Source organism: Alteromonas sp. C1M14, from assembly GCF_018860965.1.
Classification (GTDB): Bacteria; Pseudomonadota; Gammaproteobacteria; order Enterobacterales; family Alteromonadaceae; genus Alteromonas.
Genome location: NZ_JAHKQF010000008.1, coordinates 1 through 26,065, shown reverse-complemented (window position 1 = coordinate 26,065; position 26,065 = coordinate 1). Strand labels below are relative to the sequence as shown.

The window sequence follows — 26,065 nt, the reverse complement described above, 5'->3', positions numbered from 1 at the left end:
GAAATGGATAAAAAAACAGCTTATTTGTCAATTTCCCTACTCTTCCCCGTCATTTTTTTGACGGCCTGTTCTAGTAGAACAGCCCCCGCTCCGGTCACTTTATTAGATAGCCAACCCCTTACCGAAGAAAATGCATTTCACAGTAGTACTTATATGGTAAAGAAAGGAGATACCTTATTTGCCATCGCTTGGTACACCGGAAACGACTATCGTGATCTTGCAAATTACAATGATCTTTCAGCACCTTACTCTATTTTCCCCGGACAAACGCTGCGTCTTAAACCGAAGAAAATGACAGCGCTGACACAAAACACCTCTCATCCAAAAGTTCAAGAAAAAACTGGTACGACCACGAAAAATTACGACAAAAGGAGTGTTGACCCCAAAAAGCCCCAAGCGTACAGTGAAAGTGAAATTCGTGTTAACAACCAAGAAGTTACTATTGTCAAACCTTTGACGGAAAAGCAGAAAAAACCGCTTCGGCGGAGTTTTCCGAAAACGGTGTCAAAATGGATTTGGCCAACAAATGGGAAGGTAAGTGGCGCTTTTGACCCCGAAGCATCGGGTAACAAAGGCGTTGATATCGAAGCCCCAAAAGGGACTCCCATTGTAGCAGCGGCATTAGGTAAAGTCGTTTATGCAGGAAATGCGTTACGCGGGTATGGCAACCTGGTGATTATAAAACACACCGATGCCATGCTAAGTGCCTATGCACACAATGACAAAATCTTGGTGAAAGAACAGCAATGGGTAGCCGCAGGGCAGCAAATTGCCACCATGGGTAACACGGGAACAGATTCGGTCAGACTTCATTTTGAAGTTAGATATCGGGGGAAATCATTAGATCCACTCCGTTATCTGCCAAAAAAATAAAATAATAAAAATAAATAATAAGAAAGTTAAGGAGAACATCGCAGGGTAACCAACAACGCAGGAGATGCAGTCGTGGGTCAACAAAAAACCGCTGTAATCGAATCAAATTCTCGGGAAGAACTCGAGAGGGAAATGCCGGATCATAATTCTGGCGCTGATATAAAATCTGACAAAGATAACAACAAGTTATCTCAGGAGGAAGCACCAAAAAATTTAGACGCCACTCAGCTTTACTTAGGAGAAATAGGTTTTTCTCCCTTGCTAACCGCTGAAGAAGAAGTCTATTTCGCACGTCGCGCGCTCAAAGGCTGTGACGCCTCTCGAAAGCGAATGATCGTATCGAACCTTCGCTTAGTGGTTAAGATAGCTCGACGCTATAATAACCGTGGTCTAGCACTGCTAGACTTGATAGAAGAAGGTAACCTCGGATTAATTCGAGCGGTAGAGAAGTTTGATCCAGAACGCGGTTTCCGCTTCTCAACCTACGCAACATGGTGGATTCGACAAACCATTGAGCGGGCTATTATGAATCAAACCCGTACAATCCGTTTGCCCATTCATGTGGTCAAAGAGCTTAACGTGTATTTGCGTTGTGCTCGAGAGTTGTCACAGAAGTTTGACCATGAGCCTACGGCGGATGAAATAGCGAAGGCGTTAGATAAACCGGTGGAAGAAGTCAGCCGAATGCTAAGACTCAACGAGCGCATTACTTCTGTTGATATTCCCATTGGTGGTGAAAATGACAAGGCGTTGTTGGACATCCTTGCCGATAGCAACGAGTGTGGTCCTGAAGAAAACCTTCAAGACAACGATATGAAAGCGAATATTGTAAAGTGGCTTGAGGATCTGAATCCTAAGCAACGTGAAGTATTAGCTCGTCGTTTCGGTCTTCTTGGTTACGAACCGTCTACACTAGAAGATGTGGGCACAGAGATCGGTTTAACCCGAGAACGTGTTAGACAAATTCAAGTAGAAGCGTTACGTCGCCTGAAAGACACGTTAGGTCATCAAGGGCTAACATTAGAGAGCATGTTCGATCAAATGGGTGAATAACACCCGTACGTGTGTAATGTGTAACAAAAGGCCAGGGTCTCATCCCCTGGCTTTTTTTGTTAGCTTCGCTGCAATGTCACAAACTCATAATCATAAGCATTTTTCTCGTCGGCGCAGTGGGATTCTCGAGAGACCTCTTGCCACGCTCCTTCTTGAGTATAATCAGGAAAAACCGTATCCCCTTCGGTTTGTAACTTAATAAACGTAAGATAAAGCACATCGGCTAATGGAAGGAAGGTATTGTAGATGGCCCCGCCACCAATGATCATGACTTCATCTTGCTCGCCGACCAACATCACAGCATGATTGAGTGCCTCTTGGGGCGTTTTCACCACGGTAACACTAGCAGGAAACGAAGATGCAGGTTGGGACGAAATAACAATGTTAGGACGCCCGGGCAAGGGTTTACCAATGGAAGCATAGGTTTTTCTTCCCATAATAACGGGCTTGCCTAAAGTGACCGATTTAAAATGCTTTAGATCAGCCGGCAAATGCCATGGCATATCATTGTCGGCACCAATAACTCGGTTTTCTGCCATGGCGGCTATCATTGCTATTTTCATATTCGCTTACTACCGTTGCAATATTCATGTTGTTGAGGGCAGCGAGTGTAATAGAACTTACCCTGCATGCCTAGTAATACGGTTTTGGCCCACCGCTTTATATTTGAGTATAGCGTATTGCTTTTTGTCACTGAATTAGCAATGGCTTAGGTCTATTTCACAACCTTTTGGATCACATTCGTGCAAAGGGGCAACATCGCTGACATCCAAACACACCGCAGGGCAAGGTTGCTCGGGTTTGAAACCCAGCGGTGTATCCCACTCGATAAGACTGCCTTGATTAATTTCAATAACACGGTCTGCACTGGCGATGGTTTGAGGGCGATGTGCAATGATGATGCGAGTAATATCCAGTGCTTTTATTTGACTGTTTACCTTCGACTCCAGCGCGGTATCTAGATGACTGGTCGCCTCGTCCATAATTAGAATTTTAGGCTGTTTGTACAATGCCCTTGCTAGCAAAATTCGTTGTATTTGTCCGCCGGATAGCGCAGCGCCCATGTCGCCAACCAAGGTATTGTACCCCATTGGCATTTGCATAATATCTTGATGGACTGCGGCAATGTTTGCGGCCCATTCAATTCGCTTCATATTCAGTATAGGGTGAAAAAAACTGATGTTTTCGGCAATGGAGCCTGATAACAATTGGTCATTTTGCATGACGGCTGCAACTTGATGACGGTATTCTTCTAACCCAGCCTGATGAATCTCTATGCCATCCACTTTAATTTGGCCTCTTTCGGGGATAAAAAGCCCCAACAGAATTTTTATCAGTGTGGTTTTGCCACAGCCTGAAGGCCCTACCAAGGCAAGTGATTCTCCTGCTCGTATGGTAAAACTCAGACCAGAAAAAATAGGTGGCGATTTGTGGTTGTAGCGAAACGTGAGTTGTTGTACCGATAAATTTCCAGACAAGGGATTGAGGGCTTGCATCCCTCTTAAGCTTGTTTCTTTTGCCGTTAAAGCAATATCGGCCAACCGGTTAAAATGCAAGCTGATCATTCTAAACTCGATTAGCTTTTCAATAAGCCCTGCCATTTTTTCTGTGAACTGGCGCTTGTATGCCATAAACGCCACCATCATACCCACCGAAAACGCGCCATCCATTACTAATAAGGCGGCAAAATACACCACCAGCACGTTTTCCAAACCAAAGATAAATTTGTTAAAGGTTTCGTAGGTTATCGTTAAGTGACCCACTTTTATGCCTGAATTTAAACTATCGGCATAGCGGTTATGCCACAAACTTTGCCGTTGCACCTCTCGGCCAAATAACTTAATCGCTTGTATTGCTCTTACGGTTTCCATGAAATTAGATTGTTCTTTGGCCTGGTTAATAATCATTTCTTCAGACATGTGGCGCAATGGGCGGTACATCACAAGGCGAAAAAGGCCATACAGAACAATAGCCACAAGCACCCACATACTAAGTAGTGGGCTATAAATAAAAATCATCACTAGGGTAATTAACGCCATCATGCCATCTACCACGGCTTCAATGAGCCCTTGGGTGAGCAAAGCTTTTACGTGTTGCAAAGAACCGAACCGAGAAACCACATCGCCGATATGACGTTTTTCGAAGTACTGTAGGGGTAATCTAATTAAATGATGAAACAAGTTTGCGCCTAACTGAATACTCATAAGGTTACCAAAATGCAATATCAGTACGCTTCGTACGGCACTGGTGACAACGTCAATGAACATCAGTGCACCAAACCCCATCGCCAGTACGATCAGGAGATTTTTATCATGACTGATAGTTACCTCATCGATGACCAATTGCAGATAATAAGGCGACGCTATGACAAATAGCTGCAGCAATAGAGATAAAATAAAGAGGTTTGCTAGGGCCGATTTTAACCCTGAGATACTGCTCCAAAAATCACTCAATGTCATCTTGGTGCGTGTATCTTCGGGTTTAAACCCTTTGGTAGGCGACAGTTCAAGTGCAACGCCGGTAAAGTGGTTTGAGAAAACACGCATTTTCACGGTACGCTCGCCTAAACTGGGATCATGAAGCTCGACCTGATCTCGTTTAACTCGCTTGAGCACCACGAAATGGTTCATATCCCAATGCACAATACACGGCAATGTGAGTTGCTTTAGGTGCGAGATTTCTACCCGAAGCGCTCGAGAACTTAGCTGCATTCGGTCAGCTATTTCCATTAATTGTTCTAGGGTGGCACCTTGTAAAGAGATGGCGTAGCGCTGTCGAAGGTAGGTTAAGTCTGTTTTATAGCCATAATATCCTGCCACCATGGCTAAGCAAGCTAAGCCACATTCCGCCCCTTCAGTTTGCATAATTAACGGAAGCCGCTTAGTGCCGCTAAGTCTGAGTAAGTGCCGTGGGTTGTTCATGTCACACGGCTCCTTGAATACTAAAAATAGGCTCAAACAACCATTCAAGTAAACTGCGGTTATCAACCATAATGTCAGCTTCGAGTAACATGCCCGATTGAAGGGATACGGTAACACCATAAGCCATGATATTTTGCTGCGCTAGGGTTACCACTACTTGGTAGACTGGCTCATTAAAAGACACTGGCAGTGCCGTTTCATTAGGCAATAATACCGATTTAGCCACCGCGCTGATCTGACCTTCATAAATACCAAAACGCTGATAAGGAAACGCCTGATAACGTATCCGAGTAGACTGCCCTTTGGTCACAAAACCATAGGCGCGGGTAGGCACAAATAACACCGCTTCTAAAGGTGCTTCTTCAGGTAAAATAGACATTAATGGCTGATTAGCATGGGCCATCATTCCGTCTTTGACCAGCAAACTGGTTACGGCTCCGCCCCGATTACTGACAACGTCAAAACTGCGCTGAGCGTCAGCTTGGGATATTTGCTGATTAATCCCTGCTAGTTCAGATTGAAGGTCAGCAATAGATTGTTGATGTTCGATGGGTAACTGACGGTGTTGATAGTGAAACTGATTGAGCTCATCGGTCACTGCCAATATATGCGTATTGATATCTTGTAATTGTTGACGGATGGTAAGTACCGTATCTTGCTGAGTATCAAGTTGGTGCTTTCCCACAAACCCCCGCTCTACCAGTTTTTGGATATCATCATGCTTTTCCACACTAAGGCGTAAACGTTCCCGTAATAAATCTTGTTGGGTAAGGGCTTGCTGGTGTTGCGCTTTTATATTTCGTATTTGCGCAGTTAATTTTTCATCGTGTACTTGGTATAGCGCTTGACGACGATGCAAGTTGGTTTCGAGTAAATGCTTTTGAGTAAGTAGTTCATTAATAATAGCTTCGTTAAGACCCGCCCCAGATCCTAATTGTCTATCCAGTCGGATCCGAGCCAAAGGCTGGCCTTTTTCCACCACATCGCCTTCTTTAACGTACACCTCATCCACAATGCCTGATGCTGTAGCATAGACCTTACTTACGCCTGTGGCAGGACGTAAATACCCTGCGACCACCTCTTTACGGTGGTATTCGGCCCAAAAAAGATACATTCCTGTGGTAAGTACAATGCACACAATGAGTGCCAGGGTGATGTGAAAAGACATCGGCGTAGCGATAATAACGCTGCCGTCTAATTTATGTTTTTGATGAGCCAATGCTTCTTTTCTAAAAAATGAAGACATAGTTGTACCTACACGTATTACGGCGTTACCGCATCAATACACAGCGAGGAAAGAAACTTCCATTCGCCATCAGCGCGCTTAGTTAATACATGAAGGTTACCCGAATGGTTACGATGTACATTGTTGCCGTTCGCCCCTTCAACCATAATTTTGTCGCGTACTACAATGAGATCATCTTGCTTGGCTAGCAACTCAAGCAATTCGATATCCACACGCATGGTTACCTGTTTACGCAGTAACTCGTATTGATTTTTTATGGCAATTAAAAACGGGGAATCGGTATGAAACAGCCCATCTAGTTGGGCTAAATCGCCTTGGCATACAATGTGGTAGTAGTGTTGAAAATATTCCCTTATCGTCATGGCGTAGTCCCTTTAACGTAACTAGTAACCTAATTAGCAAAATCACAATCCGTGACTCTATAGTGACAGTGATAATAGCGGGAGACTACTGAACAAACGGGCCAGATTTAGGCGTATAAGAAAATCAAAAAGCTTCTTAGTTAATAACAGATAGGGAGTAAAAAGAGCAGAAACCTCATATACCACCTGCCGACGCACTCGCAGCAGGTGGGGAAAAGGCAAATAACGCCGCTTATTCTTTGGTGTAAACTACGTTGGGATGATCATCCCATTCGTCGTCGTCATTATCATCGTCTTCGTCGTCGTAATCAACAACGTCAGCCTCTAATGTTTCTTTGTGGTAAGTGTCCCACTTAAATTCGATTTCCTCTTCTTCACTGTCATCTACCTCTTCCACTGCGGGCAAGGTTTCAATGAAGTTCATGATATCGTGACACAAGGGGTCAGTATTCATTTTTTGGAACGCAGAAATCTGATAAACAGGGCCATCCCAGTTCAGCTTTTGGGTAATTTCTTTACAAAGCGCTTCAACTTCATCTTCTAACAGAAGATCCACCTTGTTAAAGACCAACCAACGAGGCTTAGCTGCCAGTTTTGGACTGTATTTTTCTAGCTCGGAAATGATTTTCTGTGCATTTTCAGCAGGATCACTTTCATCCGCGGGCAGAAGATCCACAAGATGGAGCAAGATGCGACAGCGTTCTAAGTGTTTTAAGAACCGGATACCTAAACCCGCGCCTTCTGCTGCCCCTTCAATAAGACCGGGAATATCGGCAATGACAAAACTACGCTGAGCGTCTTGTCTAACCACGCCAAGATTCGGTACCAAGGTAGTAAACGGATAATCAGCCACTTTTGGCTTAGCGGCCGAAACGGAACGAATGAAGGTAGATTTACCCGCATTAGGCATACCAAGTAGGCCCACATCAGCTAACAGCATTAATTCAAGTTTAAGGTTACGAATTTCCCCCGGCGTACCATTGGTTTTTTGTCGAGGTGCACGGTTAGTACTACTTTTAAACCGTGCATTACCTAAGCCGTGGAATCCGCCTTGGGCCACTTTCATTCGTTGATCATGTTTGGTGAGATCGCCAAGAACCTCTCCTGTTTCGATATCCGTTGCTCGGGTACCTACTGGCACATGTAAAGTGAGATCTTCACCTCCACGCCCCGTACAGTTGCTTCCTTGGCCATTCTTACCACGTTCGGCACGGTGAAAACGCTCAAAGCGATAATCAATGAGGGTATTGAGGTTTTCATCGGCCTGTAGGTAAACAGAGCCACCATCACCACCATCACCGCCGTCAGGACCACCTTTCGGGATGTATTTTTCTCGTCTAAAGCCAACTACGCCGTTCCCACCGTCGCCGGCTTCAACACGAATTTCAGCTTCATCAACAAATTTCATTTATCACTCCGAGTCGTTATCGACTACTCAATTTGAACGCTAAGTTTACACCATTGTGCCAATCACTACAGTGTCAAATCAGTTTTGGTTTTTCGTTTTATTTGTACCAGTGTATAAAACGGCAACACCGGTAGAAACAAAAAACCCCGCCTAAGCGGGGTTTTTTAAGCCTGTTCGGCGTTAAGCTTGGTTGCGATTACTCGCCAACGATGCTTACAAATTTACGGTTGTTCTTGCCCTTTATATCGAACTGAACTTTACCGTCTTTTAAAGCAAATAACGTGTGATCTTTACCGATACCTACATTGTCGCCAGCGTGGAAACGTGTACCACGTTGTCTTACGATGATATTACCAGCAAGAACAGATTCACCGCCAAAGCGTTTAACACCAAGACGTTTACTTTCTGAATCACGACCGTTTTTGGTACTACCACCAGCTTTTTTGTGTGCCATGTGTTAGTGCTCCTATTATGCGTTAATACCAGTGATTTTCACTTCTGTGAACCACTGACGGTGACCCGCTTGTTTGCGAGAATGCTTACGACGACGGAACTTAACGATAGTTACTTTATCGCCACGACCGTGTTGTACAACTTCAGCAGTAATCTTGCTACCTGCCACTAAAGGTGTGCCGATCTTAACATCGTCACCGTTGCTAACCATTAATACGTTATCGAATTCAACAGTCTCGCCTGGCGCGACTTCGATCTTCTCTAGACGAACGGTCTGGCCTTCAGCCACACGGTGCTGTTTACCGCCACTTTGGAAAACCGCGTACATATTCTACTCCGCTCTGCGTCACTTGACGCTTCAATTCAAAAAACAGGGCGCGAATTGTACGTGAAACATCCTTAAATCACAACCCCGAAAATCACAAAATTTGATTATTTTTCACTCTTTGTGATAATCATGGGGTTAGATATCGATTCCTGTGAGTTTCGTGGCACAAAAATTCGCCTTAATATTCTACTAGAACACTGATATAACAATATTTTTTCCAGTATGCCAACTAATTCGGCTAAACACAGCCGCAACAGACTGATGCTAGCATTTTGACCCATTTAACTTCGATGTTACACACATTTATACGAATAATTTCGACGAAACTTTGGGTTTTTGACGAAAATTTCTGCGGAAGTCTGAGTTTTTCAGTTATGTGGGTGGATACCCATAGAGTTTCAGGTACAATCATCGCTTCAGACTAAACATAATAGAATCAACGCGCACGTAATGTTAATGGATATAGATAAGATTCGCGAGCTTGCCGCTGCGGATATGAAAGCCGTGAATGCACTCATTCAACAGCAGGTAGATTCTGAGGTTTCCCTTATTAATCAACTGGGCTTTTACATTGTAAATAGCGGCGGCAAACGGTTACGTCCACTGCTAGCAGTTCTGTCTGCTAGAGCAATGGGTATCGAAAACGAGCAGCATCATACACTGGCTGCCATCATTGAATTTATTCATACTTCAACCCTTCTTCATGATGATGTTGTTGATGAATCAACACTGCGGCGTGGACAAGAAACCGCCAACGCGATTTTTGGTAATCAAGCCAGTGTGTTAGTGGGTGATTTCCTATATTCACGATCATTTCAAATGATGGTGAGCCTAAACAGCATGCGAGTTATGGAAATTCTGTCAGATGCCACCAATCGCATTGCTGAAGGTGAAGTACTGCAATTAATGAATTGCAACGACCCAGACACCACCGAGCAACGTTACTTTGATGTCATTTATGGAAAAACAGCCCGCTTATTTGAAGCTGCCACACAACTTGCCGCGGTACTCACTAATCAGTCACCGCAAGTTGAAACTGCAATGCAAAATTATGGCAAACATTTAGGCACCGCTTTTCAACTAGCCGATGATATTCTTGATTATGCCTCTGAAGCCGAAGAAATGGGTAAAAATACCGGTGATGATTTGGCCGAAGGCAAACCCACTCTGCCGCTGTTATACGCCATGTGGCATAGTGATAATGCCGACGACAAAGCGCTGATTCGAGAGGCAATAGAAAAAGCCAATGGATTGCCACATTTGATTCGGATTCAAAAAATCATGCATCAAACTGGCGCTTTAGCCTACACCCGACGCTGCGCCGAAGAAGAAAAAAACAAAGCCATAGAAGCCCTTGCTGTTATTGCGGATTCTCCTTTTAAAGAGGCGCTTAAAGGCTTGGCTCACCTTGCAGTGGCACGAACAAGCTAGCGTTGTGACAAGACTACCGTGTTCCTCTCCATGGAGGGAGTAGGAACAAAAAGAGTATTAGCTTGTTTCGAGCATAAACCCAATTATTCCTATAAGAAAACCTAGAATTGCCCCCATTGGCGGCATCCATCGATTCTTCATATGGATTTGTGGCGCCATATCTTGAAAAACCGAATATAAAATACCACCCGCAGCAAACAGCATAATTCCACCGATAATGGTGGGATAACTTGCAAGCCAGTAATATCCTATGGCCGCCATGATTGGCCCTAGCAACGCCATAGTTGCAAACTTCATAATCAGTCGTTTAGGGTTCGACGCCGAAGAGTCGCTCATTTCTCGATAAGCGTTAAACCCCTCAGGTAAATTCTGGATGGCGATGAGCATTCCCAATAACATGGTACCGCCGCCCATGGCTGCAGTTGTTCCTAACGCAAGAGATTCGGGTATGAAATCGCTAAGCATGGCCGCCAGTTGACTGGCCGGCGTATTATGTTTAGCCAGGTATACATCAAGCGCCATAAACGCCAACGCCCCGCCAATAAAACACAAAGAAGCTGACACCGTTGTATGATGCTTTATGCCATCAGGGATAAGCACAAGGGCAACGGCTGAAATAAGCGCCCCTGCCCCTAATGCCATTACCCCGTGACGAATTTCCTGCTCTAACCACTGGGGCTGTATTTTATCGTTAAAGGCTAAAATTGCGCCCGCAGGCATGGCGAGTCCTGCCAGCAGTGCAACACCAATCACCGTTAACACATGCTGATCAGGCATACCGGCTTGCTCCTTACTTTAATCCTAACTCACGGGTCATATTTTCGTTACGATCACGATGAACAATAATATTGTCTTCAATTCGAATACCACCAAATGGACGAAACAGTTCAACCGTATCCCAGTTAATGTATTTTGACGCTGGGCTAGCTTGAAGTTCTCGTAATAAGCTGTCGATAAAATAGAGCCCGGGCTCAATGGTAAAAACTTGTCTGGCTTCTACCAGGCGGGTACAGCGAAGAAATGGATGGTCTTCCGGTGGTGGTTTAGGTGTGCCGCGATCATCGTTAACGAGCCCGCCCACATCATGCACTTGTAAGCCAAGAAAATGACCAATCCCATGGGGAAAGAACGTACGGGTAATGCCCTGCTCTACAATATCCTGGGGCTGTAAATTAACTATATTGGCATCATGTAAAATTTGAGCAATACCATCATGGGCCAGTACATGGAGATCTGAATAGGACACGTTAGGCTTAAGGGCATCGCCCAATGTGGTGGTTACCTTGTCAACTTGGGCGATAAGTTGGGCAAAGTGATCATCTTGATGGCTATATGTGCGGGTAATATCAGCGGCATATCCGTTATAAGTCGCACCGGCATCGATAAGAAAACTGCGATGAACCCCAGGGCGGGTAATATCGTAATGCATATAGTGAAGAATAGACGCATGCTCATTTAATGCGACAATACTGGTATAAGGTAAGTCGTTGTCGCCATGGGATGCCGCGCTGTTGTATGCCTGTTTAATCTCAAATTCACTGCCTTGTTCCATGAATGCAGCATGAGCAGCTTTATGCCCCTGTACCGCCAACTTATTAGCTTCGCGCATACATTCCAGTTCGTAATCGGTTTTATAAGCGCGCTGATAATGCAAATAGTGAAGCGCTCGGTCGGGGTTTACATTGTCAAAGCCTAATGCTCTGGCAACTTCGATATACTCACCGATGTAGGCAAAGCCTTTTTTGTCATACGGCAGATATTTTTCTACCGCGTCGGCTTGTGTCAGTAACACAATGTCGAAATAGTTTACCCAGAAATCATTAGGTTCTGGGGGCACTTTGTGCCAGAAATCCTTAGGCCGATAAAAAATGAGTTTGGGCTTATCTGAGCCGTTGACTACCAACCAGCAATTGGGATTATCGATAACCGGTAGCCAAGCTTTGAAATGGGGGTTTACCTTAAACGGATAATCGTTATCGTCTAAAAATAAGCGTTTACTTTGACCGGCATGTATTACAAACCCATCTAGACCTTCACGCTGTAGCGCTTCTTTTGTTCGGGTTTGCATGGTTGCAACATGGGATGCATAACTGTCTGTTATTATTGTCATAAAGCCTCTTATACTGTCGTTTTTAACACTGCCGATTAAGCCACGGGCTAAGCTTATCACGAGAAAAAGCCGGAAAAAATAAAGCGAAGATGAGGTCAGTACATGACCTCACTGGCAGCGGTTATTTCGGTGCGTAGGTACCCGTTTTTCCTCCTGAGGCGGGCAACAGCCCAGGAGCAGAAGGAATAGCAGATTTTGCCAATTGCTGGAAAAGTGACGGAGATTCACCCAACTGATATTCATAAATATAGCGATAGGCCATAACTGCTTTCACATAACTTCTGGTTTCTTTATAGGGAATGGTTTCAATCCATATATCGGTGTCGACTGTGCGATCTTCGGGTAACCACTGCATTACCCTTTGCCAACCGGCGTTATAGGATGCCGACACCAGTACCGGATCATCGCCCATTTTATCCATCAAATACCGCAGATACTGCACACCGTAGGTAACATTTTGGTCTGCATCGTACAATTCACTGGTGGTGACCTTCTTCTTGGCGATATACCTAGCCGTACCAGGCATGAGCTGCATGAGGCCACGAGCACCGCTTGGCGACACGGCATCGACCATAAATGAGCTTTCGCGGCGGGCGATAGCCATGGCAAAGGCCGGCTTAATATCATACACGCTTCCTAGCGCCGCAAACTGTTCAGCATAAGCTAATGGAAAACGCTTTTCGATATCGTCCATAAACCCGCTTTGAGTAAAACTGATAATGGCTTGATCGAACCACCCCCATTCACTAGCCAGTAAAGCCGCATCTTTAATTTGCGCCGGATCTAACGACTTCACCAAATAACGCCACTCACGACGTGCGTCCACTAATCGGTTAAGTGCCAAAAATTCTTTCGCGCGCTGTGCAGCTGGACGCTGACTTATCATTGACAAGGTTTGTTCGTCTTTAGGTACTGATTGGTGCTTGATGGTTGGCGGCTGTGCCAGTTTCGCACTGGCCATAAAACCGTAAAAATGCCGTTCTTGAGATAGGGCTTGATACAAGGTTTGCGCCTCATCTTCCATTCCCAGTTCTGCTAAACTGCGGGCGCGCCAATAGCGGTAGCTATCTTGTTGTTGAATAGTATCTGGTGCATCAGCAATAAGTGCCAACACTTCTTTCCACTGCCTGTGTTTCAATAAATAAGCCATATGCCAGCGTTTAATATCGCTTTTTGCACCTGCTACATCGGCCCGCCGCAACCACTCGTCTGCTTGGGGCTTATCATCAATAGCCAAGCTTAGTGCGATAGCTCTATGAATACTAAGCCGTTGGGTTTGGTTAAACAGATTTTTAGGTTGCCATAAATGATAGGCACGAATGGCTGATTCGGGATCTTTCCAAGCTAACTTTTCAACCCCGTAAGCGAGCATTTTGGCTTCTACAGTGGGTTGAGCTAATGGAAACTTCGATTGTTTGAGCGCCCATTGAGGAGCGCGAGTTATTCCTAGCCACAGGGCAGGAAGGTATTGCTTGGCTTTAGGTAATTTCGATTTGAGGTATGTTACGAGATTGGCATTGCCGGCCAATGCCGCCTTTTCAATACGTTGCAGCACATGCTCTGTGGTCATCAACCCTGCTTGTTGCCACTGCTTAAAAACGGGATCGCATTCATTTGGCTGCGAATAGCCACTTAACCATATCGGCGTGACTTTTTCTAACCAATACTGTGGTTGCTTGGCATCTTGCAATTGATATTCAAGATACTGACAGGTAATGGTGGCGCCCATACCATCTCGGTAATTGGCTAAAAACGCTTTTTTCTGATCATGTTTAGCTAAATAACGTAGCCATCTACCTCTTAGTCCGTAGGTAAATGGTTGGTTATTGTATGTGAGTAAAAACTCTTCAATGGCATGGCGATGGGCTAAGTCCATTCGCTGATCGAGTTGCTGTCGAACCAAATAAGGGTGCAAAGGATAACTAGACAAGGCGGCCACCTCATCTTCTAAACGCTCTACCGTTTGCCGGCTGGCGCGACCAAGCTGTTTTTCAAGTTCAAGAAACTGTGCACGCTGAGATAGCAATGCTGATGAGCCTTCATCCTGGCTTTGCGCTAGAACACCCGCACTTAAAATACCCCAGAGAAAGACACCAGAGAACGAAAAACACCAAAGACACTTAAGGCGGGTTACCGCAAAAATATGCATATTAACCATCCAGCCAAGAAAAAAGGACAACAGTGAAGCCAACGAGCATGAACATAAAACACCCCAAAAAACGATTTATGCTGGCGAACACCTGCTTCTCTTACCATTATACAAACTAACGAGGTTAATTCGACCTTGAATTTCACCGCACAAAACGCCACTTAATAAAAAAATGTAAACAGTTGTTTGAATTTTTATTGAAATTTTTCGTAGCATTGTCAGAATCAATGCCACACTAACATGTCAGAGTATGACGCTAAAATGAAATTTTAGCTGTTGCTTATCTGATTTTCCGCCATTGCCGAAGGAGACGAATATGATATACGAAGGCAAAAATCTGACCGTTACGTTGTCAGATGATGGTATTGCTGAGCTGATTTTTGATGCCAATGGTTCAGTTAACAAATTTGATCGTGAAACCATTACTGAACTTGATGAAGCCACCACTGCCCTATCTAGTCATGACGGTGTATCTGCAGTTGTAGTACGCAGTGGCAAATCTGCATTTATTGTAGGTGCTGATATTACTGAATTTACAGCCATGTTTGAGCAATCCGAAGAGGACATATTGCATTGGGTGGGGAAAACCTCCGAAGTATTTAACCGCTTCGAAGACCTTCCCTTCCCGACCATTGCCGCCGTAAATGGATTTGCTTTGGGTGGCGGATGTGAAATGGCCTTGGCCTGTGATTTTAGGGTGGCAGACACGACGGCTTCTATTGGGTTACCCGAAGTTAAGCTTGGATTGATGCCAGGTTTTGGTGGTACGGTGCGTCTGCCCAGACTTATTGGTTCAGACAACGCTTTGGAATGGATGTCTACTGGCAAAAACCACAAAGGTGAACAAGCATTAAGCGTGGGTGCGGTAGATGCTGTAGTGTCACCTGAGAAACTAGGTGACGCCGCCAAATCGATGGTTAAAGATGCCATCGCTGGCAAGCTAAACTGGGAAAGCCGCAGAGCAAGTAAAAAAGCACCGCTTAAACTGAATAAAAACGAAGCCACCATGAGCTTTTCTACCGCTCAAGCCTTTGTTGCTGCTAAAGCAGGCAAACACTATCCCGCCCCGCATATGATGGTGGAAACCGTTAAAAATGCCTCCCGTCTTGATCGTGACGGTGCTTTAAAATTGGAAAACGAAGGTTTCGTCAAACTGGCTAAAACCGATGCGGCTAAAGCACAGATAGGTATTTTCTTAGCCGACCAACTGGTTAAAAGTAAAGGTAAAAAACTCGCTAAGGCGGCCACGAAAACGGCAACATTAAACGCGGTTTTAGGGGCAGGCATTATGGGCGGTGGCATTGCTTATCAAAGCGCCTCTAAAGGTCTTTCTGTGGTCATGAAAGACATTAATGAAGACGCCTTGGAGTTAGGCCTAAACGAAGCGGCTAAAATTTTAAACAAGGGCATGCAGCGGGGCAAAGTGGACGGCAAGAAAATGGCCGCAACGTTAAATGCCATTACGCCGACCCTTGAATACAGCACCATGAAAGACTGTGACGTAGTTATTGAAGCCGTGGTAGAAAACCCCAAAGTGAAAGGTATTGTTATCAAGGAAACCGAGGAAGTGGTCAGTGATGACGCAATTATTTGCTCGAATACCTCAACCATTTCTATTAACCAATTAGCCAAAAACCTCCACAAGCCAGAACGCTTCTGTGGCATGCACTTTTTTAATCCGGTGCATCGTATGCCCTTGGTGGAAATTATTCGGGGTGAAAACACCTCTGAAGATACCATCAATGCGGTGGTTGCCACCGCCCTTACTATGGGCAAAACGCCCATAGTGGTGAACGACTGCCCGGGCTTTTTGGTCAATCGCGTATTGTTCCCCTACTTTGCCGGCTTTAGCCAACTGGTACTAGACGGTGCTGATTTTGTTAGCGTTGATAAAGTGATGGAGAAAGACTTTGGTTGGCCAATGGGCCCTGCTTACTTACTTGATGTGGTGGGCATGGATACCGCTGATCACGCCGCTAGCGTGATGGCTGAAGGCATACCCGAGCGTATGCAGAAGCTGCCTAATGATCCGGTTACCTTACTTTATGAAGCCTCTCGTTTAGGTCAGAAAAACGGCAAAGGGTTTTATAACTTCGGTACAGATAAGCGCGGCCGTCTAACGAAGGAAGCCGCCGAAGACGCTTATGCCCTAATTGCTCCCCATAGTGCAGAAAGCCAAACCTTTAGCAAAGAGGAAGTTATCGCAAGGCTTATGATCCCCATGGCCAATGAGGCGATTCGTTGCTTAGAAGAAGGTATTGTGGCCAGCGCCGCCGAAGCAGATATGGCGCTGTTATATGGTTTAGGGTTCCCGCCTTTCCGCGGTGGTATTTTCCGTTATATCGAAACAATGGGGCTAACCGCATTTGTGGAATTGGCCGATAAATACGCCCATCTTGGCCCTATTTATCAGATTTCCGACGGTGTTCGCCAAATGGCCGCCGAAGGCAAATCTTATTTCGCATAACGACCCAAGGAGAAGAAAATGAAAGAAGTAGTCATCGTTGACGCCATTCGTACGCCCATGGGTCGCTCGAAGGGCGGTGTTTTTCGCAATGTACGGGCCGAAACCCTTACCGCGCACTTAATGAATGCGTTGTTAGAAAGAAATCCAAACTTAGATCCGGCTGAAATTGAAGACATTATTTGGGGTTGTGTTCAACAAACGAAAGAACAGGGCTTTAATATTGCCCGTAATGCCCAATTGTTGACGAACATTCCCCGCTCTACGGGGGCGGTAACCGTAAACCGCTTGTGCGGCTCGTCAATGCAAGCCTTGCACGATGCTACTAGTGGCATCATGACAGGACGCGGAGACGTTTACCTGATTGGCGGCGTAGAACATATGGGCCACGTTCCCATGACCTTTAATGTGGACTTCCACCCAGAACTGGCAAAATATACGGCAAAAGCATCGGGTAATATGGGGATGACCGCAGAATTGCTGGGGCGTCAAAATGGCATCACCCGAGAAATGCAGGATGTCTTTGGTGCGCGCTCACACCAGTTGGCTCATAAAGCCCACCTTGAAGGACGCTGGAACAACGAGATTGTGCCGGTGGAAGGCCATGATGCAGACGGGGTTTTAAAACTCATTGAAGCTGATGAAGTTATTCGCCCGGAAACCACCGTGGAAACCCTTTCAGGATTGCGCCCCGTATTTGACCCAGTTAACGGTACGGTAACAGCAGGGACGGCCTCGGCCATTTCCGATGGGGCATCGGCCATGCTGGTAATGTCTGCCGACAAAGCCAAGGCGTTAGGGCTCACCCCTCGCGCCAAAATCCGTAGTATGGCGGTAGCGGGTTGTGATGCGGCCATTATGGGGTATGGCCCAGTGCCTGCAACACAAAAAGCACTAAAACGGGCTGGCCTCACTATGGATGACATTGAAATCGCCGAATTCAACGAAGCTTTTGCCGCTCAAGCATTGAGCTGTATTAAGCAATTGGGTTGGCTGGATAAATACGATGAGAAAGTAAATCTGAACGGTGGGGCTATTGCACTTGGCCATCCTTTAGGATGCTCTGGCTCTCGTATCAGTACGACCTTACTAAACCTTATGGAAAGCAAAGACAAGACCCTTGGTTTAGCAACCATGTGTATCGGTCTTGGCCAAGGCATAGCCACGGTGTTTGAACGGGTTTAGCTAGCTTCATTTGGTGTTAATTTTAAAAGGGCCTTTGGCCCTTTTTTGTTTACTCATTTTAGTACCCGGGAAAGAGGACTTACAACGCCTTGGGCGCCTTGTTGCAGCACATGGGTATAAATTTGTGTGGTTTTTACATCAGCATGACCTAACTGTGTTTGCACCGTTCGAATATCAGCGCCCCCTTGTAATAAATGCGTGGCAAATGAATGGCGTAATGTATGGGGCGTTACCTTCTTTTTGATATGGCACACTTTGGCTGTATTTCTGATTGCTTTTTGAATACTCGACTCATCGATGTGATGCCGACGTATTTGTTTATTTTCAGGATCTACAGATAAACGAGCAGAAGGAAAAAGATAATGCCAGCCAAGCTCTTTAGCAGCATTGGGGTATTTCACGCGTAAACGGTGCGGTAAATAGACGCCACTGTACTTAGGGTTATTTAAATCAGCAGCCAGATAATTTTCCACTAGGCTTATTTGCCGTATTAGCCCAGGTTTAAGCTCACAAGCCAAAGTAACCACACGATGCTTACCCCCTTTTCCGTCCCAAATACGAATTGCGTTATAGTCAAAATCGATGTCCTTAACACGTAAACGAACAGCTTCCATCAGCCGCAAACCACTTCCATACAACAAGGAAACAGGGAGCTTCAAATTAGCGGGAATTTGTGACAAAAGTCGCGCAACCTCGTCTTGGGTTAATACCACGGGTAGTTTCGCCTGACGTCGACTTGCAACGAAGTTTAAATTTAAAGACAAAGGGCTTTCTAGCACATCGCGATAAAGAAATGCCAATGCGTTTAATGCACTGGCTTGGGTTGCTGGTGCCACATCCTTTTTGTTCACTAAATAAGAGAGAAACAACTCGACTTCTTTGTCTCCCATCTCTGCTGGATGAGTATTTTTATTAAAGCGTATATAGCTGACGATCCAGCGACAATAAAGCTCGATAGTGCGCTTAGCATACCGACGATTTCGCATATGCTGGACCACCATCTGCATAAACATAGACCTCATATAGCTCTCGTCTTTCACTGTAAATACAAACAGTCTTACGCGAATTTGTAACGCAGTAAAATAAAAAGGAAACATTCCGTACTTAGATACAGGATATTCAGATACAAAGTGTAGGATGTTGATATATGTGAAGTTACGTGCCAAAGTTAGAGTATGATTAAACGGATATATGGAAATATTCCATGTTGCATAAAGGATTATTTCCGTACATTAAATTGTTATGTGCTAAAAGGATTTATATGAGAAATTGGGAAAATTTAACATTCATTCAGAAGGCTGTAATAGGCATCTGCATATTGGTAATTGCAGCGTTAGCTCCCGAAATCGCGCTACTCTTGCAGTTTGGCGGTATCGAAGTAGCGTTTGCATTTTTGCTTGTCGCCTTTCAACCTCTTTCGGCTTGGCTACAACGCTTCTACGTACAGTTTAAAAACATTCTTAATCTCGCATTAATTTCTATCAGGCATAGTAATTCTGCAAAACCTAGCGTCTTCGCATTACAAGCATCATTTTGTTGTCTGGCATTAGCTTTGACAGGCTCTGGTATATTCGCCTTTAGCTTTTTCATGCCTGGAATGCTGCTAAATGGGGTAATGACGTGAACGCACATAACAACTCAATTAACTCGCTCACTTCGTTCGCTGGGACGCATACACGCAGGGCGGCTTCGCCATTATGCCCTACGCGCCTGCGCCCGTTATTGAAAAGTTAGCAGTCAGGTTTTAGGATTAAGTTAAATGGAATTTTTTGAGGAAGTAATATATGAAATGTACGGTTTTACTTTACTGGAATTTCTTTTTTACGCTATAGATGCCCTTGTCATCTGTGTTTGCTTCATCGCTTTGCTAGTAAGTTCAATTAAGTTAAATCATCGCATTAACTCCAAAGATTCTCGGCTGCTTGTCTACTCTTGTATAACTGTACTGATTCTAAGTATCCTATCCGGCGTCGTATCAGAGTATAGCTATCAGGAAAACGATACGTTGTCTTTAACAGAGTTGTTAGTGGTTTACTCCCCGTCATTAGCTATCGTATTACTTACTGTTAGTCTTCTTCGACTTTTTAAAAGCTTCAGAGGCAGTTTAAACAATGACAGCTAACAAAAAAATTATGTCGCCCGCAGGCGGGCTGGGACACAAACACGCAGGCGGCTTCGCCATTATAGCCTGCCTGTTTGTGCCCCATATTTAGGTGTTAGGTGACAAGGAGAATTTAATAGATGGAACCAAATTATTCAGAGTATTCGATTACAGAGCTAGAAGATGCACTAGCCAATATAGATAAAGAAGCCTTTCCAGACCGAGCAGAGCGAATAAAAGGCGAATTAATTTCGCGACAACCATTAGAGAAAAGTAGCCTAGAGACGCTTGAAGATAATTTTGAACCAAACGAACAGTTCTTTAAGTGTCCAACCTGTGAAGAGAAAATAGGTTTCTTCTCTAAAACTGCCAATAAGTGGGGAAAGAAAAAAGTATGTCCACACTGCAACTCTCCTTTTGAATCAACGGTTAAGCTGAAAGTATTCGCTATTGCATTAATACCAGCGCTTATTATTCATTTGCTTATCTTGCGCCCGCTTGTAGTTTCTTTTGGTCTAAATGGAGCAATTAGCACCGGTATTTTATGTGGCATTCTTACAATTCTTGCTATGCGTTACAGGAAAGTCCGGAGCGCTAATGTCACCTAACAAACCAGTCAAGCTCGCTCCCTTCGGTCGCTGGGACAAATACTCGCCCGCGCTGCCGCTATTTTCGCGGGCAAGCATTTGCCCCTTACTGGGGCGTTATGTGTATAGAGTATGAATCGACCTCCTCATCATGAAAAAATTCATCTACTAGCTTTAGAAATTGTAAATGCTGTGGACAGTAATTCAGAGAGTGGTGCTTATGATGCAATTCGAGATATTTGCGAAACGCACGAAGGCACACCTTTAGATCATCCTTTTCAATGGGAGACATTGGGTGACTTTACGTATACAAATAATGAAAAAGCACTATCAATTTATTTTAAAGCATTAGAACTTGCAAAAAAATCTAACTTAATTGAGTACATTGCATCTATTAATTTAGCAATTGCATGTCAATACCAAGAATTGGAAGAGTTTAATAAATCTTGGGAGTTTGCTAATTTTGCAAATGAGGCTGCAAAGTCATCTTCAGACCTTGCATTAAAACATGAAATAAATGAAATTCTATTAGAAACAAGCAAATACACATAACAAGGCGTTCAAACGGACAATTAACAGCTGGTTGTTGCTCGTTCCTCGCTATTTTAACCAGCTATTACTTGCCGCTTAACGTGGCGTTATATTCTTAAGGGATACCATGGAAATCCTATTCGTTTTACTGATACCGGCAGTGCTGTGCTGGATGGCTCTGTGCAGGAACTTTTTTCATTATTTAGAAGAAAATCATACAGAGACTTTTAAAAGTATAGGCTCACCTTCCCTGCTCATGAACAGCACGCCTTCTAACAATGTAGCCTTTTTAAAGTTCCTTCTTACGCGAAAATGGAATTCCATAGATGATGAACATGTTAAAGAAACTTGCTCAAGCCTTTTCATATTAGCTATTGCGTTACACGCTCTGTTACTTATTGCATTTAGTGGTTTCTTATATAAAGCATTTAACACATAAAACGATAATAGAAGTATGCTATTAAGTTGCAACAACCTTGGTAAACGCCATCAAGGATGTGTTTGGAACGAATATAACAAACACATTAAGTCGCTTCGCTGGGACAGTAACACGTGGGCTCTGTCGCTTCGCTCCATATTTTAGCCCACGTGTTTCTGCCCCTTATGTGGGTGTTAGCCACCATAAGCATCAATCAGGGTAGAGAATGGATTTCTCAGGTAAATATCAGCAGTTAGGTTTTAATTATGCTCAACCGTTTGTAGCTTCACGTTTCTTAGCCACATTCAACCACTTGCCTAAATCAGTGTCGGCAACGTTAGTTGTACTACTTAATCGTCTACCTAACAGGGTTCTCTTTTTTCAGCATCCGTTCAAAGGTCAATTAAAACAACAAAGGTGGTTTCAAATATCCCTAGGTTGTCATAAAGTAAAAGCCAATATATTAATGCAATCGGCAGTTTTAGCATTTGTTGGCGGCAAGCCGCGACAGTTTGCTAGTGTGGCTAACAAAACGCGCAATCGGACACAAACCGTGGGCTGCTGCGCATGATAGCCCACGGTTTGTGCCGGTTCGCTTAACGTTAGGTAGCTAGAGTGTTAAATCAATTTCAGTATCTACTTTCAGAAATAACAGTTTTTCAAGATACTCAGTATGGCGCTGCAATCAAGCTTTTAGATTACGAACATATTGATTACATAGATGATGTGCTAATTGAAAAATTTGATGTTGATTGTGAGTTCAGGGTTATGGATGATGAAAATCAGAAATATATATTGTACTTCGGTTCAAAATTCTCATTTGATGAGGTAAGCAGCGTAGTATCTCAAATTAATGCTTACCATCAAGTGGAGCAAAAACTATATGAAACAGTTTAGTAGCGCGCCTAACAAAAAAATTAAGTCACTCGCTTCGCTCGCTGGGACGCATACACGCGGGGCGGCTTCGCCATTATGCCCCACATGTCTGCGCCCCTTATTTAAAAGTTAGGTGCTAAAGGGATTCAAATGAGGTTCATCTTTCTAACTCTCTATCTAGTAGTGTTTAACGTGTTTTGTGAGCAGCCAAGTCACGACTCATTTACAATATCTTCAGCTAGCTTTGAGGAACCCTGGGAACATTATAAAGCAACCATTTTTAGTGATGGTACAACGGTGCTTATTATTGAAAATGGTACTTTCGTAAGCCGAACATTTAAAATCGAAAATTCAGCAGATACCTTTTTAGAAATACTGCAACTATTAGATAGTTATCAGTTTACCCTGTTTTCAGATAGTTATGGTGTGAATATGGAGGGAGTAGACCCTCAATGTAAGAAAAAGGTGCCTCATAAACCATTCAGCATATTATCTTTTCAATATGCGGGACAACATAAAACCGTTCGAGTAGACCATGGCTGTAAAGGTTTTGAAAGAGAAAATGAGCTTAACACGCTTTCCAAAAGGATTAAAAATAAAATGGGTTTAATGGACTATGTCGGCACCTAACAAAAAAATAATGTCGCCCGCAGGCGGGCTGGGACACAAACAAACAGGCGGCTTCGCCATTGTAGCCTGCCTGTTTGTGCCCCATATTTAGGTGTTATACGTTTCTAAAGTTCGGTGTAAATTAAATGTCTGATGATGCAATAAAACTTGCTACTAAATTACTTGAAAGCGATGATGATTACTTAAATACAGTTATAAATCTTTGTCGAATTGGAAATAAAAGGTATGGTCAATGTTGGAATACTGAGTTTCATGTTTTTGGTGTAATTTCATCTGATACAGATCATTTACCTTTAAGTCATGTTAGAGAAGCTTGTTCAGCTGAGTTCTTAATTAAATCAGATAAAGAGTTAGCTGAAATTGTAGAGTCTTACCGAGTTGATGTGGTAAGTGCTTGTAATCTAATAATCAGTAGTAAAAACGTATAACAAGAAAATTAAGCAGGACTAAATACAGCGGGCTGTTCGCTTCGCTCCATTTTAGCCCACTATATTTAGCCTCTTATTTAGGCGTTAGCTGCCTTTGGAAAGAATCATGGATGTAATAGATATAAAAGCATTTGTACCAAGTAAAGACTACGAAATCTCAAAATCGTTTTACTCGGAAATTGGGTTTAGTTCAGAGTATGTTACAAACGATCTCACTTTGTTTGAAAACGGCGATTGTCTTTTCTTTCTTCAACGTTTTTACAACCAAGATTTGGCAAATAATTTTATGCTTCAAATATGCGTTTCAGACATCTACGAAGCATTTGAATTGTGCTCAAACTCAAAGCACAAAACAAAAATCACCCCTGTTCAACAAGAGTCATGGGGTAAGGTATTTTATTTATGGGGGCCAGTGGGTGAACTGTTGCACATTACGCAGTTGGGCAGCTAACAAACGCATCAAGTCGCTCGCAGGCTCGCTCGGACACAAAAACTACGCGGCGTTTATTTTTGTGCTTCGCAATTTTAACTTAACGCCGCTACGTTTTTGTGCCGCTTATACGGGCGTTAGCACTCTTTAAAGGATCGCATTCTTAGTATGGATAAGTTAAAAAAATTTGGTAAGTATCTTTTAAGATACATCACGGTGATGCTTAAAAAATTTCATAAGAAAAATCCTAAGTTAATAACTTACCCTAGCTATATTAGCTTTGTGGTTGTATTGATCTTTATTATTACTGCTAATGAAAAAAATATCATGTCTAAAAACATGAATGAAATTGGGGATTCACTGGCTGGGTTTGCTGGAGTATTAGCCTTTTTATGGATTATCGTAACTGCGTTGTTACAGAATAGAGATTTAAAGCTTCAGTATTCCGAAATTAAGAGTATGAAAAAGGCTAATGAAAGTCAGGCTCGATCTCTAAAGTCAGCAGAAATATTCAAAGTATTAGAGTATGTAGATCATAAAATAGAAAAGTTAACTCCTTATATCGAAGAGTGCCGTGAGCGAATAAATATGGAAATCGAAAGTTTCGTAAGTAACTATGATACCGGAAGACATCCAAATGCAACATTTCAACCCCACAAAGACATAATGGAAATATGGGGATACTTTCGTAAAAAGGATGTAAAAAATGAATTATTATATCCGCTTGATTCTGTTAGAGATGATTTCGATTACGAAGCATATTTGAAGTTAGAAACAATAGTGCGGAACATGAGGTATATTCACACGGCTATAACAGCTTTCACAAAAAATGCAGACGCAGAAGTCAAAAACGAAGTGATTGATACTATTACTTCAACAGAGCAAATGCTTATGATTGACTGGTATCGAGAATGGAGGCCTTTACTGGAGCATCTTGAATCCATTGTTAAACAGGCTATTGTCCAATATGAGATAGGAAATGTTATGGCAAGAACAGTTATTGAATATTCCTTAAAGTCTGAAGCTGACAAGTGCTAACAAGCAAATTAATCAGGACTAAAAACAGTTGGCTTTTGCTCCTGCGTCGCTTATTTTAGCCAACCATTTTTAGCCCATTATTTGGGCGTTAGTTGCCACAGGAAGGTTTATGTCTTTTAAAGGAACAAAATGGTTTTATGATGATTCACCTGAAGATTTTGATTCTTTAGATGAGTTAGCTGAACATCTACATTCTTTGCTTTCATCACAAACTTTGGTCAGAGATGATCTAGACCCTGACGGTCCAGTTCTTTTAGAAATTAAGCAACTTGTAGAGCGAATAAATAGTCTCAAAATTGAAATATACGCAAATGAACATCCGCCACCTCATTTTCATGTTGTAACTCCAAATTCAAAAGCAGCATTTAGACTCGACAATTGTGAATTAATCGAAGGCAGCTTGCCTAATAAAGAAAAAAGAAAGGTTGAATACTGGTTTAACAATATGAAGGCTAAAAAAGCACTTATCACAGTTTGGAATAATACAAGACCTGCAAACTGCTCGGTAGGGAAGTATCATGAAAGTGGCAACTAACAAAAACATTATGGTGGGAATTTTACTCGCTGGCCTTCGGCCAAAAGCGCTCCTAAAATCCCCATATGTTAACCGTTATGTGCTTGGAGTAACATGCAAAAGGAAAACGGCGATACTGAGATTGCTTTTTTAGCAGCTCTTTTTTACTGGGTAGCAACTATTGCAACCTGCTGGATGTCAAAATCTGTTTTCGAAGCATGGCAAAACGGGACGGCTTTCGAGCTAGTAAGCAGAAAAACTAGGTTTTTAAATTTTTTTCCTACCTGGTTCGTTTTTATAGTTTCTGTAGTAGCTGTAGTATTTATGGCTTTTTTTGCGGTCAAACAAACGCTTAAATTTGTCCGTTATCTGCGTAGTTAATATGCTGTTGTTTTTAAACGCACATAACAATCCACTCAAGGCACTCGCTTCGCTCGCTGGGACGCTAACACATGGGCTGCGTCACTTCGTTCCTAATTTTAGCCCATGTGTTATCGCCCCTTAGTGGGGTGTTAGCCACAAAATATTT

General features: G+C 43.4%; 26 protein-coding genes. 15 read left to right on the top strand and 11 right to left on the bottom strand.

What is annotated here, in order from left to right; all coding sequences use genetic code 11:
• Positions 1–3 precede the first annotated feature (3 nt).
• Together KO501_RS04770 and rpoS are read left to right on the top strand one after the other, a co-directional pair.
• Positions 4–873 (top strand): peptidoglycan DD-metalloendopeptidase family protein, encoded by an 870-nt coding sequence (locus tag KO501_RS04770; protein ID WP_216028507.1) that lies wholly within the window; start codon positions 4–6, stop codon positions 871–873.
• 72 nt (positions 874–945) lie between these two features.
• Entirely contained in the window at positions 946–1,926 is a 981-nt protein-coding gene (gene rpoS, locus KO501_RS04765; protein ID WP_216028506.1) for an RNA polymerase sigma factor RpoS, read from the top strand.
• A gap of 59 nt (positions 1,927–1,985) precedes the next feature.
• Here rpoS and folA read toward each other — a convergent pair whose 3' ends face one another.
• From folA to rplU, 7 genes are all read right to left on the bottom strand, one after another.
• Positions 1,986–2,489, bottom strand: a complete 504-nt coding sequence (gene folA, locus KO501_RS04760; protein WP_252728177.1) for a type 3 dihydrofolate reductase — start codon at positions 2,487–2,489, stop codon at positions 1,986–1,988.
• Positions 2,490–2,624: 135 nt separating this feature from the next.
• Complete coding sequence (locus tag KO501_RS04755) at positions 2,625–4,847, bottom strand: peptidase domain-containing ABC transporter (protein WP_216028505.1); 2,223 nt, start codon at positions 4,845–4,847, stop codon at positions 2,625–2,627.
• Between the two features lies 1 nt (position 4,848).
• A complete protein-coding gene (locus KO501_RS04750) occupies positions 4,849–6,093 on the bottom strand; it encodes an HlyD family efflux transporter periplasmic adaptor subunit (RefSeq protein WP_216028504.1) in 1,245 nt (414 codons plus the stop codon).
• A 17-nt stretch (positions 6,094–6,110) separates the two neighbouring features.
• Positions 6,111–6,455, bottom strand: coding sequence for a hypothetical protein (locus KO501_RS04745; protein ID WP_216028503.1), 345 nt, complete (start codon positions 6,453–6,455; stop codon positions 6,111–6,113).
• Between the two features lie 232 nt (positions 6,456–6,687).
• Positions 6,688–7,863 carry an Obg family GTPase CgtA gene (gene cgtA, locus KO501_RS04740; RefSeq protein ID WP_216028502.1) on the bottom strand — a complete coding sequence of 392 codons (1,176 nt, stop codon included), beginning with the start codon at positions 7,861–7,863 and terminating at the stop codon, positions 6,688–6,690.
• Positions 7,864–8,059: 196 nt separating this feature from the next.
• Complete coding sequence (rpmA, locus tag KO501_RS04735; RefSeq protein ID WP_216028501.1) at positions 8,060–8,317, bottom strand: 50S ribosomal protein L27; 258 nt, start codon at positions 8,315–8,317, stop codon at positions 8,060–8,062.
• A gap of 15 nt (positions 8,318–8,332) precedes the next feature.
• The gene (gene rplU / locus KO501_RS04730) at positions 8,333–8,644 is read right to left on the bottom strand and encodes a 50S ribosomal protein L21 (RefSeq protein WP_216028500.1); all 312 of its coding nucleotides are present in this window, start codon (positions 8,642–8,644) and stop codon (positions 8,333–8,335) included.
• A 456-nt stretch (positions 8,645–9,100) separates the two neighbouring features.
• Here rplU and ispB point away from each other — a divergent pair, with 456 nt between their 5' ends.
• A complete protein-coding gene (gene ispB, locus KO501_RS04725) occupies positions 9,101–10,075 on the top strand; it encodes an octaprenyl diphosphate synthase (RefSeq protein WP_216028499.1) in 975 nt (324 codons plus the stop codon).
• Between the two features lie 57 nt (positions 10,076–10,132).
• On the opposite strand, the gene KO501_RS04720 is transcribed toward ispB, so the two are convergent.
• The 3 genes from KO501_RS04720 to KO501_RS04710 all read right to left on the bottom strand — a co-directional run bounded on the left by KO501_RS04720 (position 10,133) and on the right by KO501_RS04710 (position 14,334).
• On the bottom strand, positions 10,133–10,852 hold the full coding sequence (locus KO501_RS04720) for a divalent cation transporter (protein ID WP_216028498.1): 720 nt from the start codon (positions 10,850–10,852) through the stop codon (positions 10,133–10,135).
• A 13-nt stretch (positions 10,853–10,865) separates the two neighbouring features.
• Positions 10,866–12,185: a Xaa-Pro dipeptidase gene (gene pepQ / locus KO501_RS04715; RefSeq protein WP_216028497.1), complete on the bottom strand. Its 1,320-nt coding sequence runs from the start codon at positions 12,183–12,185 to the stop codon at positions 10,866–10,868.
• Positions 12,186–12,306: 121 nt separating this feature from the next.
• The gene (locus KO501_RS04710) at positions 12,307–14,334 is read right to left on the bottom strand and encodes a transglycosylase SLT domain-containing protein (RefSeq protein ID WP_216028496.1); all 2,028 of its coding nucleotides are present in this window, start codon (positions 14,332–14,334) and stop codon (positions 12,307–12,309) included.
• 316 nt (positions 14,335–14,650) lie between these two features.
• Between KO501_RS04710 and fadB the strand changes: the two genes are divergently transcribed.
• Complete coding sequence (fadB, locus tag KO501_RS04705) at positions 14,651–16,801, top strand: fatty acid oxidation complex subunit alpha FadB (protein WP_216028495.1); 2,151 nt, start codon at positions 14,651–14,653, stop codon at positions 16,799–16,801.
• An 18-nt stretch (positions 16,802–16,819) separates the two neighbouring features.
• A complete protein-coding gene (gene fadA / locus KO501_RS04700) occupies positions 16,820–17,983 on the top strand; it encodes an acetyl-CoA C-acyltransferase FadA (RefSeq protein WP_216028494.1) in 1,164 nt (387 codons plus the stop codon).
• 53 nt (positions 17,984–18,036) lie between these two features.
• On the opposite strand, the gene KO501_RS04695 is transcribed toward fadA, so the two are convergent.
• The gene (locus KO501_RS04695) at positions 18,037–19,005 is read right to left on the bottom strand and encodes an integron integrase (protein ID WP_216028493.1); all 969 of its coding nucleotides are present in this window, start codon (positions 19,003–19,005) and stop codon (positions 18,037–18,039) included.
• A gap of 239 nt (positions 19,006–19,244) precedes the next feature.
• On the opposite strand from KO501_RS04695, the gene KO501_RS04690 reads away from it, so the two are divergent.
• The 10 genes from KO501_RS04690 to KO501_RS04645 all read left to right on the top strand — a co-directional run bounded on the left by KO501_RS04690 (position 19,245) and on the right by KO501_RS04645 (position 25,917).
• Entirely contained in the window at positions 19,245–19,607 is a 363-nt protein-coding gene (locus tag KO501_RS04690; RefSeq protein ID WP_216028492.1) for a hypothetical protein, read from the top strand.
• 617 nt (positions 19,608–20,224) lie between these two features.
• Positions 20,225–20,692 carry a hypothetical protein gene (locus KO501_RS04685; RefSeq protein ID WP_216028491.1) on the top strand — a complete coding sequence of 156 codons (468 nt, stop codon included), beginning with the start codon at positions 20,225–20,227 and terminating at the stop codon, positions 20,690–20,692.
• A gap of 111 nt (positions 20,693–20,803) precedes the next feature.
• Entirely contained in the window at positions 20,804–21,223 is a 420-nt protein-coding gene (locus tag KO501_RS04680) for a hypothetical protein (protein ID WP_216028490.1), read from the top strand.
• A 1,012-nt stretch (positions 21,224–22,235) separates the two neighbouring features.
• Entirely contained in the window at positions 22,236–22,517 is a 282-nt protein-coding gene (locus KO501_RS04675; RefSeq protein ID WP_057791331.1) for a hypothetical protein, read from the top strand.
• A 171-nt stretch (positions 22,518–22,688) separates the two neighbouring features.
• Positions 22,689–23,126, top strand: a complete 438-nt coding sequence (locus KO501_RS04670; RefSeq protein WP_216028489.1) for a hypothetical protein — start codon at positions 22,689–22,691, stop codon at positions 23,124–23,126.
• A gap of 125 nt (positions 23,127–23,251) precedes the next feature.
• Positions 23,252–23,554: a hypothetical protein gene (locus tag KO501_RS04665; protein WP_216028488.1), complete on the top strand. Its 303-nt coding sequence runs from the start codon at positions 23,252–23,254 to the stop codon at positions 23,552–23,554.
• A gap of 106 nt (positions 23,555–23,660) precedes the next feature.
• The gene (locus tag KO501_RS04660; RefSeq protein WP_216028487.1) at positions 23,661–24,005 is read left to right on the top strand and encodes a lactoylglutathione lyase; all 345 of its coding nucleotides are present in this window, start codon (positions 23,661–23,663) and stop codon (positions 24,003–24,005) included.
• A gap of 147 nt (positions 24,006–24,152) precedes the next feature.
• Positions 24,153–25,022: a hypothetical protein gene (locus tag KO501_RS04655; RefSeq protein WP_216028486.1), complete on the top strand. Its 870-nt coding sequence runs from the start codon at positions 24,153–24,155 to the stop codon at positions 25,020–25,022.
• Positions 25,023–25,131: 109 nt separating this feature from the next.
• Positions 25,132–25,557, top strand: a complete 426-nt coding sequence (locus tag KO501_RS04650) for a DUF4160 domain-containing protein (RefSeq protein WP_216028485.1) — start codon at positions 25,132–25,134, stop codon at positions 25,555–25,557.
• A 93-nt stretch (positions 25,558–25,650) separates the two neighbouring features.
• Positions 25,651–25,917: a hypothetical protein gene (locus tag KO501_RS04645; protein ID WP_216028484.1), complete on the top strand. Its 267-nt coding sequence runs from the start codon at positions 25,651–25,653 to the stop codon at positions 25,915–25,917.
• Positions 25,918–26,065 lie beyond the last annotated feature (148 nt).

What these genes read in the sequence shown, in the direction of transcription:
- KO501_RS04770 (WP_216028507.1), top strand. Translation starts at nt 4, where the DNA reads ATGGATAAAAAAACAGCTTATTTGTCAATTTCCCTACTCTTCCCCGTC.
- folA (WP_252728177.1), bottom strand. Translation starts at nt 2,489, where the DNA reads ATGAAAATAGCAATGATAGCCGCCATGGCAGAAAACCGAGTTATTGGT.
- KO501_RS04755 (WP_216028505.1), bottom strand. Translation starts at nt 4,847, where the DNA reads ATGAACAACCCACGGCACTTACTCAGACTTAGCGGCACTAAGCGGCTT.
- KO501_RS04750 (WP_216028504.1), bottom strand. Translation starts at nt 6,093, where the DNA reads ATGTCTTCATTTTTTAGAAAAGAAGCATTGGCTCATCAAAAACATAAA.
- KO501_RS04745 (WP_216028503.1), bottom strand. Translation starts at nt 6,455, where the DNA reads ATGACGATAAGGGAATATTTTCAACACTACTACCACATTGTATGCCAA.
- cgtA (WP_216028502.1), bottom strand. Translation starts at nt 7,863, where the DNA reads ATGAAATTTGTTGATGAAGCTGAAATTCGTGTTGAAGCCGGCGACGGT.
- rpmA (WP_216028501.1), bottom strand. Translation starts at nt 8,317, where the DNA reads ATGGCACACAAAAAAGCTGGTGGTAGTACCAAAAACGGTCGTGATTCA.
- rplU (WP_216028500.1), bottom strand. Translation starts at nt 8,644, where the DNA reads ATGTACGCGGTTTTCCAAAGTGGCGGTAAACAGCACCGTGTGGCTGAA.
- ispB (WP_216028499.1), top strand. Translation starts at nt 9,101, where the DNA reads ATGGATATAGATAAGATTCGCGAGCTTGCCGCTGCGGATATGAAAGCC.
- KO501_RS04720 (WP_216028498.1), bottom strand. Translation starts at nt 10,852, where the DNA reads ATGCCTGATCAGCATGTGTTAACGGTGATTGGTGTTGCACTGCTGGCA.
- pepQ (WP_216028497.1), bottom strand. Translation starts at nt 12,185, where the DNA reads ATGACAATAATAACAGACAGTTATGCATCCCATGTTGCAACCATGCAA.
- KO501_RS04710 (WP_216028496.1), bottom strand. Translation starts at nt 14,334, where the DNA reads ATGCATATTTTTGCGGTAACCCGCCTTAAGTGTCTTTGGTGTTTTTCG.
- fadB (WP_216028495.1), top strand. Translation starts at nt 14,651, where the DNA reads ATGATATACGAAGGCAAAAATCTGACCGTTACGTTGTCAGATGATGGT.
- fadA (WP_216028494.1), top strand. Translation starts at nt 16,820, where the DNA reads ATGAAAGAAGTAGTCATCGTTGACGCCATTCGTACGCCCATGGGTCGC.
- KO501_RS04695 (WP_216028493.1), bottom strand. Translation starts at nt 19,005, where the DNA reads ATGAGGTCTATGTTTATGCAGATGGTGGTCCAGCATATGCGAAATCGT.
- KO501_RS04690 (WP_216028492.1), top strand. Translation starts at nt 19,245, where the DNA reads ATGAGAAATTGGGAAAATTTAACATTCATTCAGAAGGCTGTAATAGGC.
- KO501_RS04685 (WP_216028491.1), top strand. Translation starts at nt 20,225, where the DNA reads ATGGAACCAAATTATTCAGAGTATTCGATTACAGAGCTAGAAGATGCA.
- KO501_RS04680 (WP_216028490.1), top strand. Translation starts at nt 20,804, where the DNA reads ATGAATCGACCTCCTCATCATGAAAAAATTCATCTACTAGCTTTAGAA.
- KO501_RS04665 (WP_216028488.1), top strand. Translation starts at nt 23,252, where the DNA reads ATGTCTGATGATGCAATAAAACTTGCTACTAAATTACTTGAAAGCGAT.
- KO501_RS04660 (WP_216028487.1), top strand. Translation starts at nt 23,661, where the DNA reads ATGGATGTAATAGATATAAAAGCATTTGTACCAAGTAAAGACTACGAA.
- KO501_RS04655 (WP_216028486.1), top strand. Translation starts at nt 24,153, where the DNA reads ATGGATAAGTTAAAAAAATTTGGTAAGTATCTTTTAAGATACATCACG.
- KO501_RS04650 (WP_216028485.1), top strand. Translation starts at nt 25,132, where the DNA reads ATGTCTTTTAAAGGAACAAAATGGTTTTATGATGATTCACCTGAAGAT.
- KO501_RS04645 (WP_216028484.1), top strand. Translation starts at nt 25,651, where the DNA reads ATGCAAAAGGAAAACGGCGATACTGAGATTGCTTTTTTAGCAGCTCTT.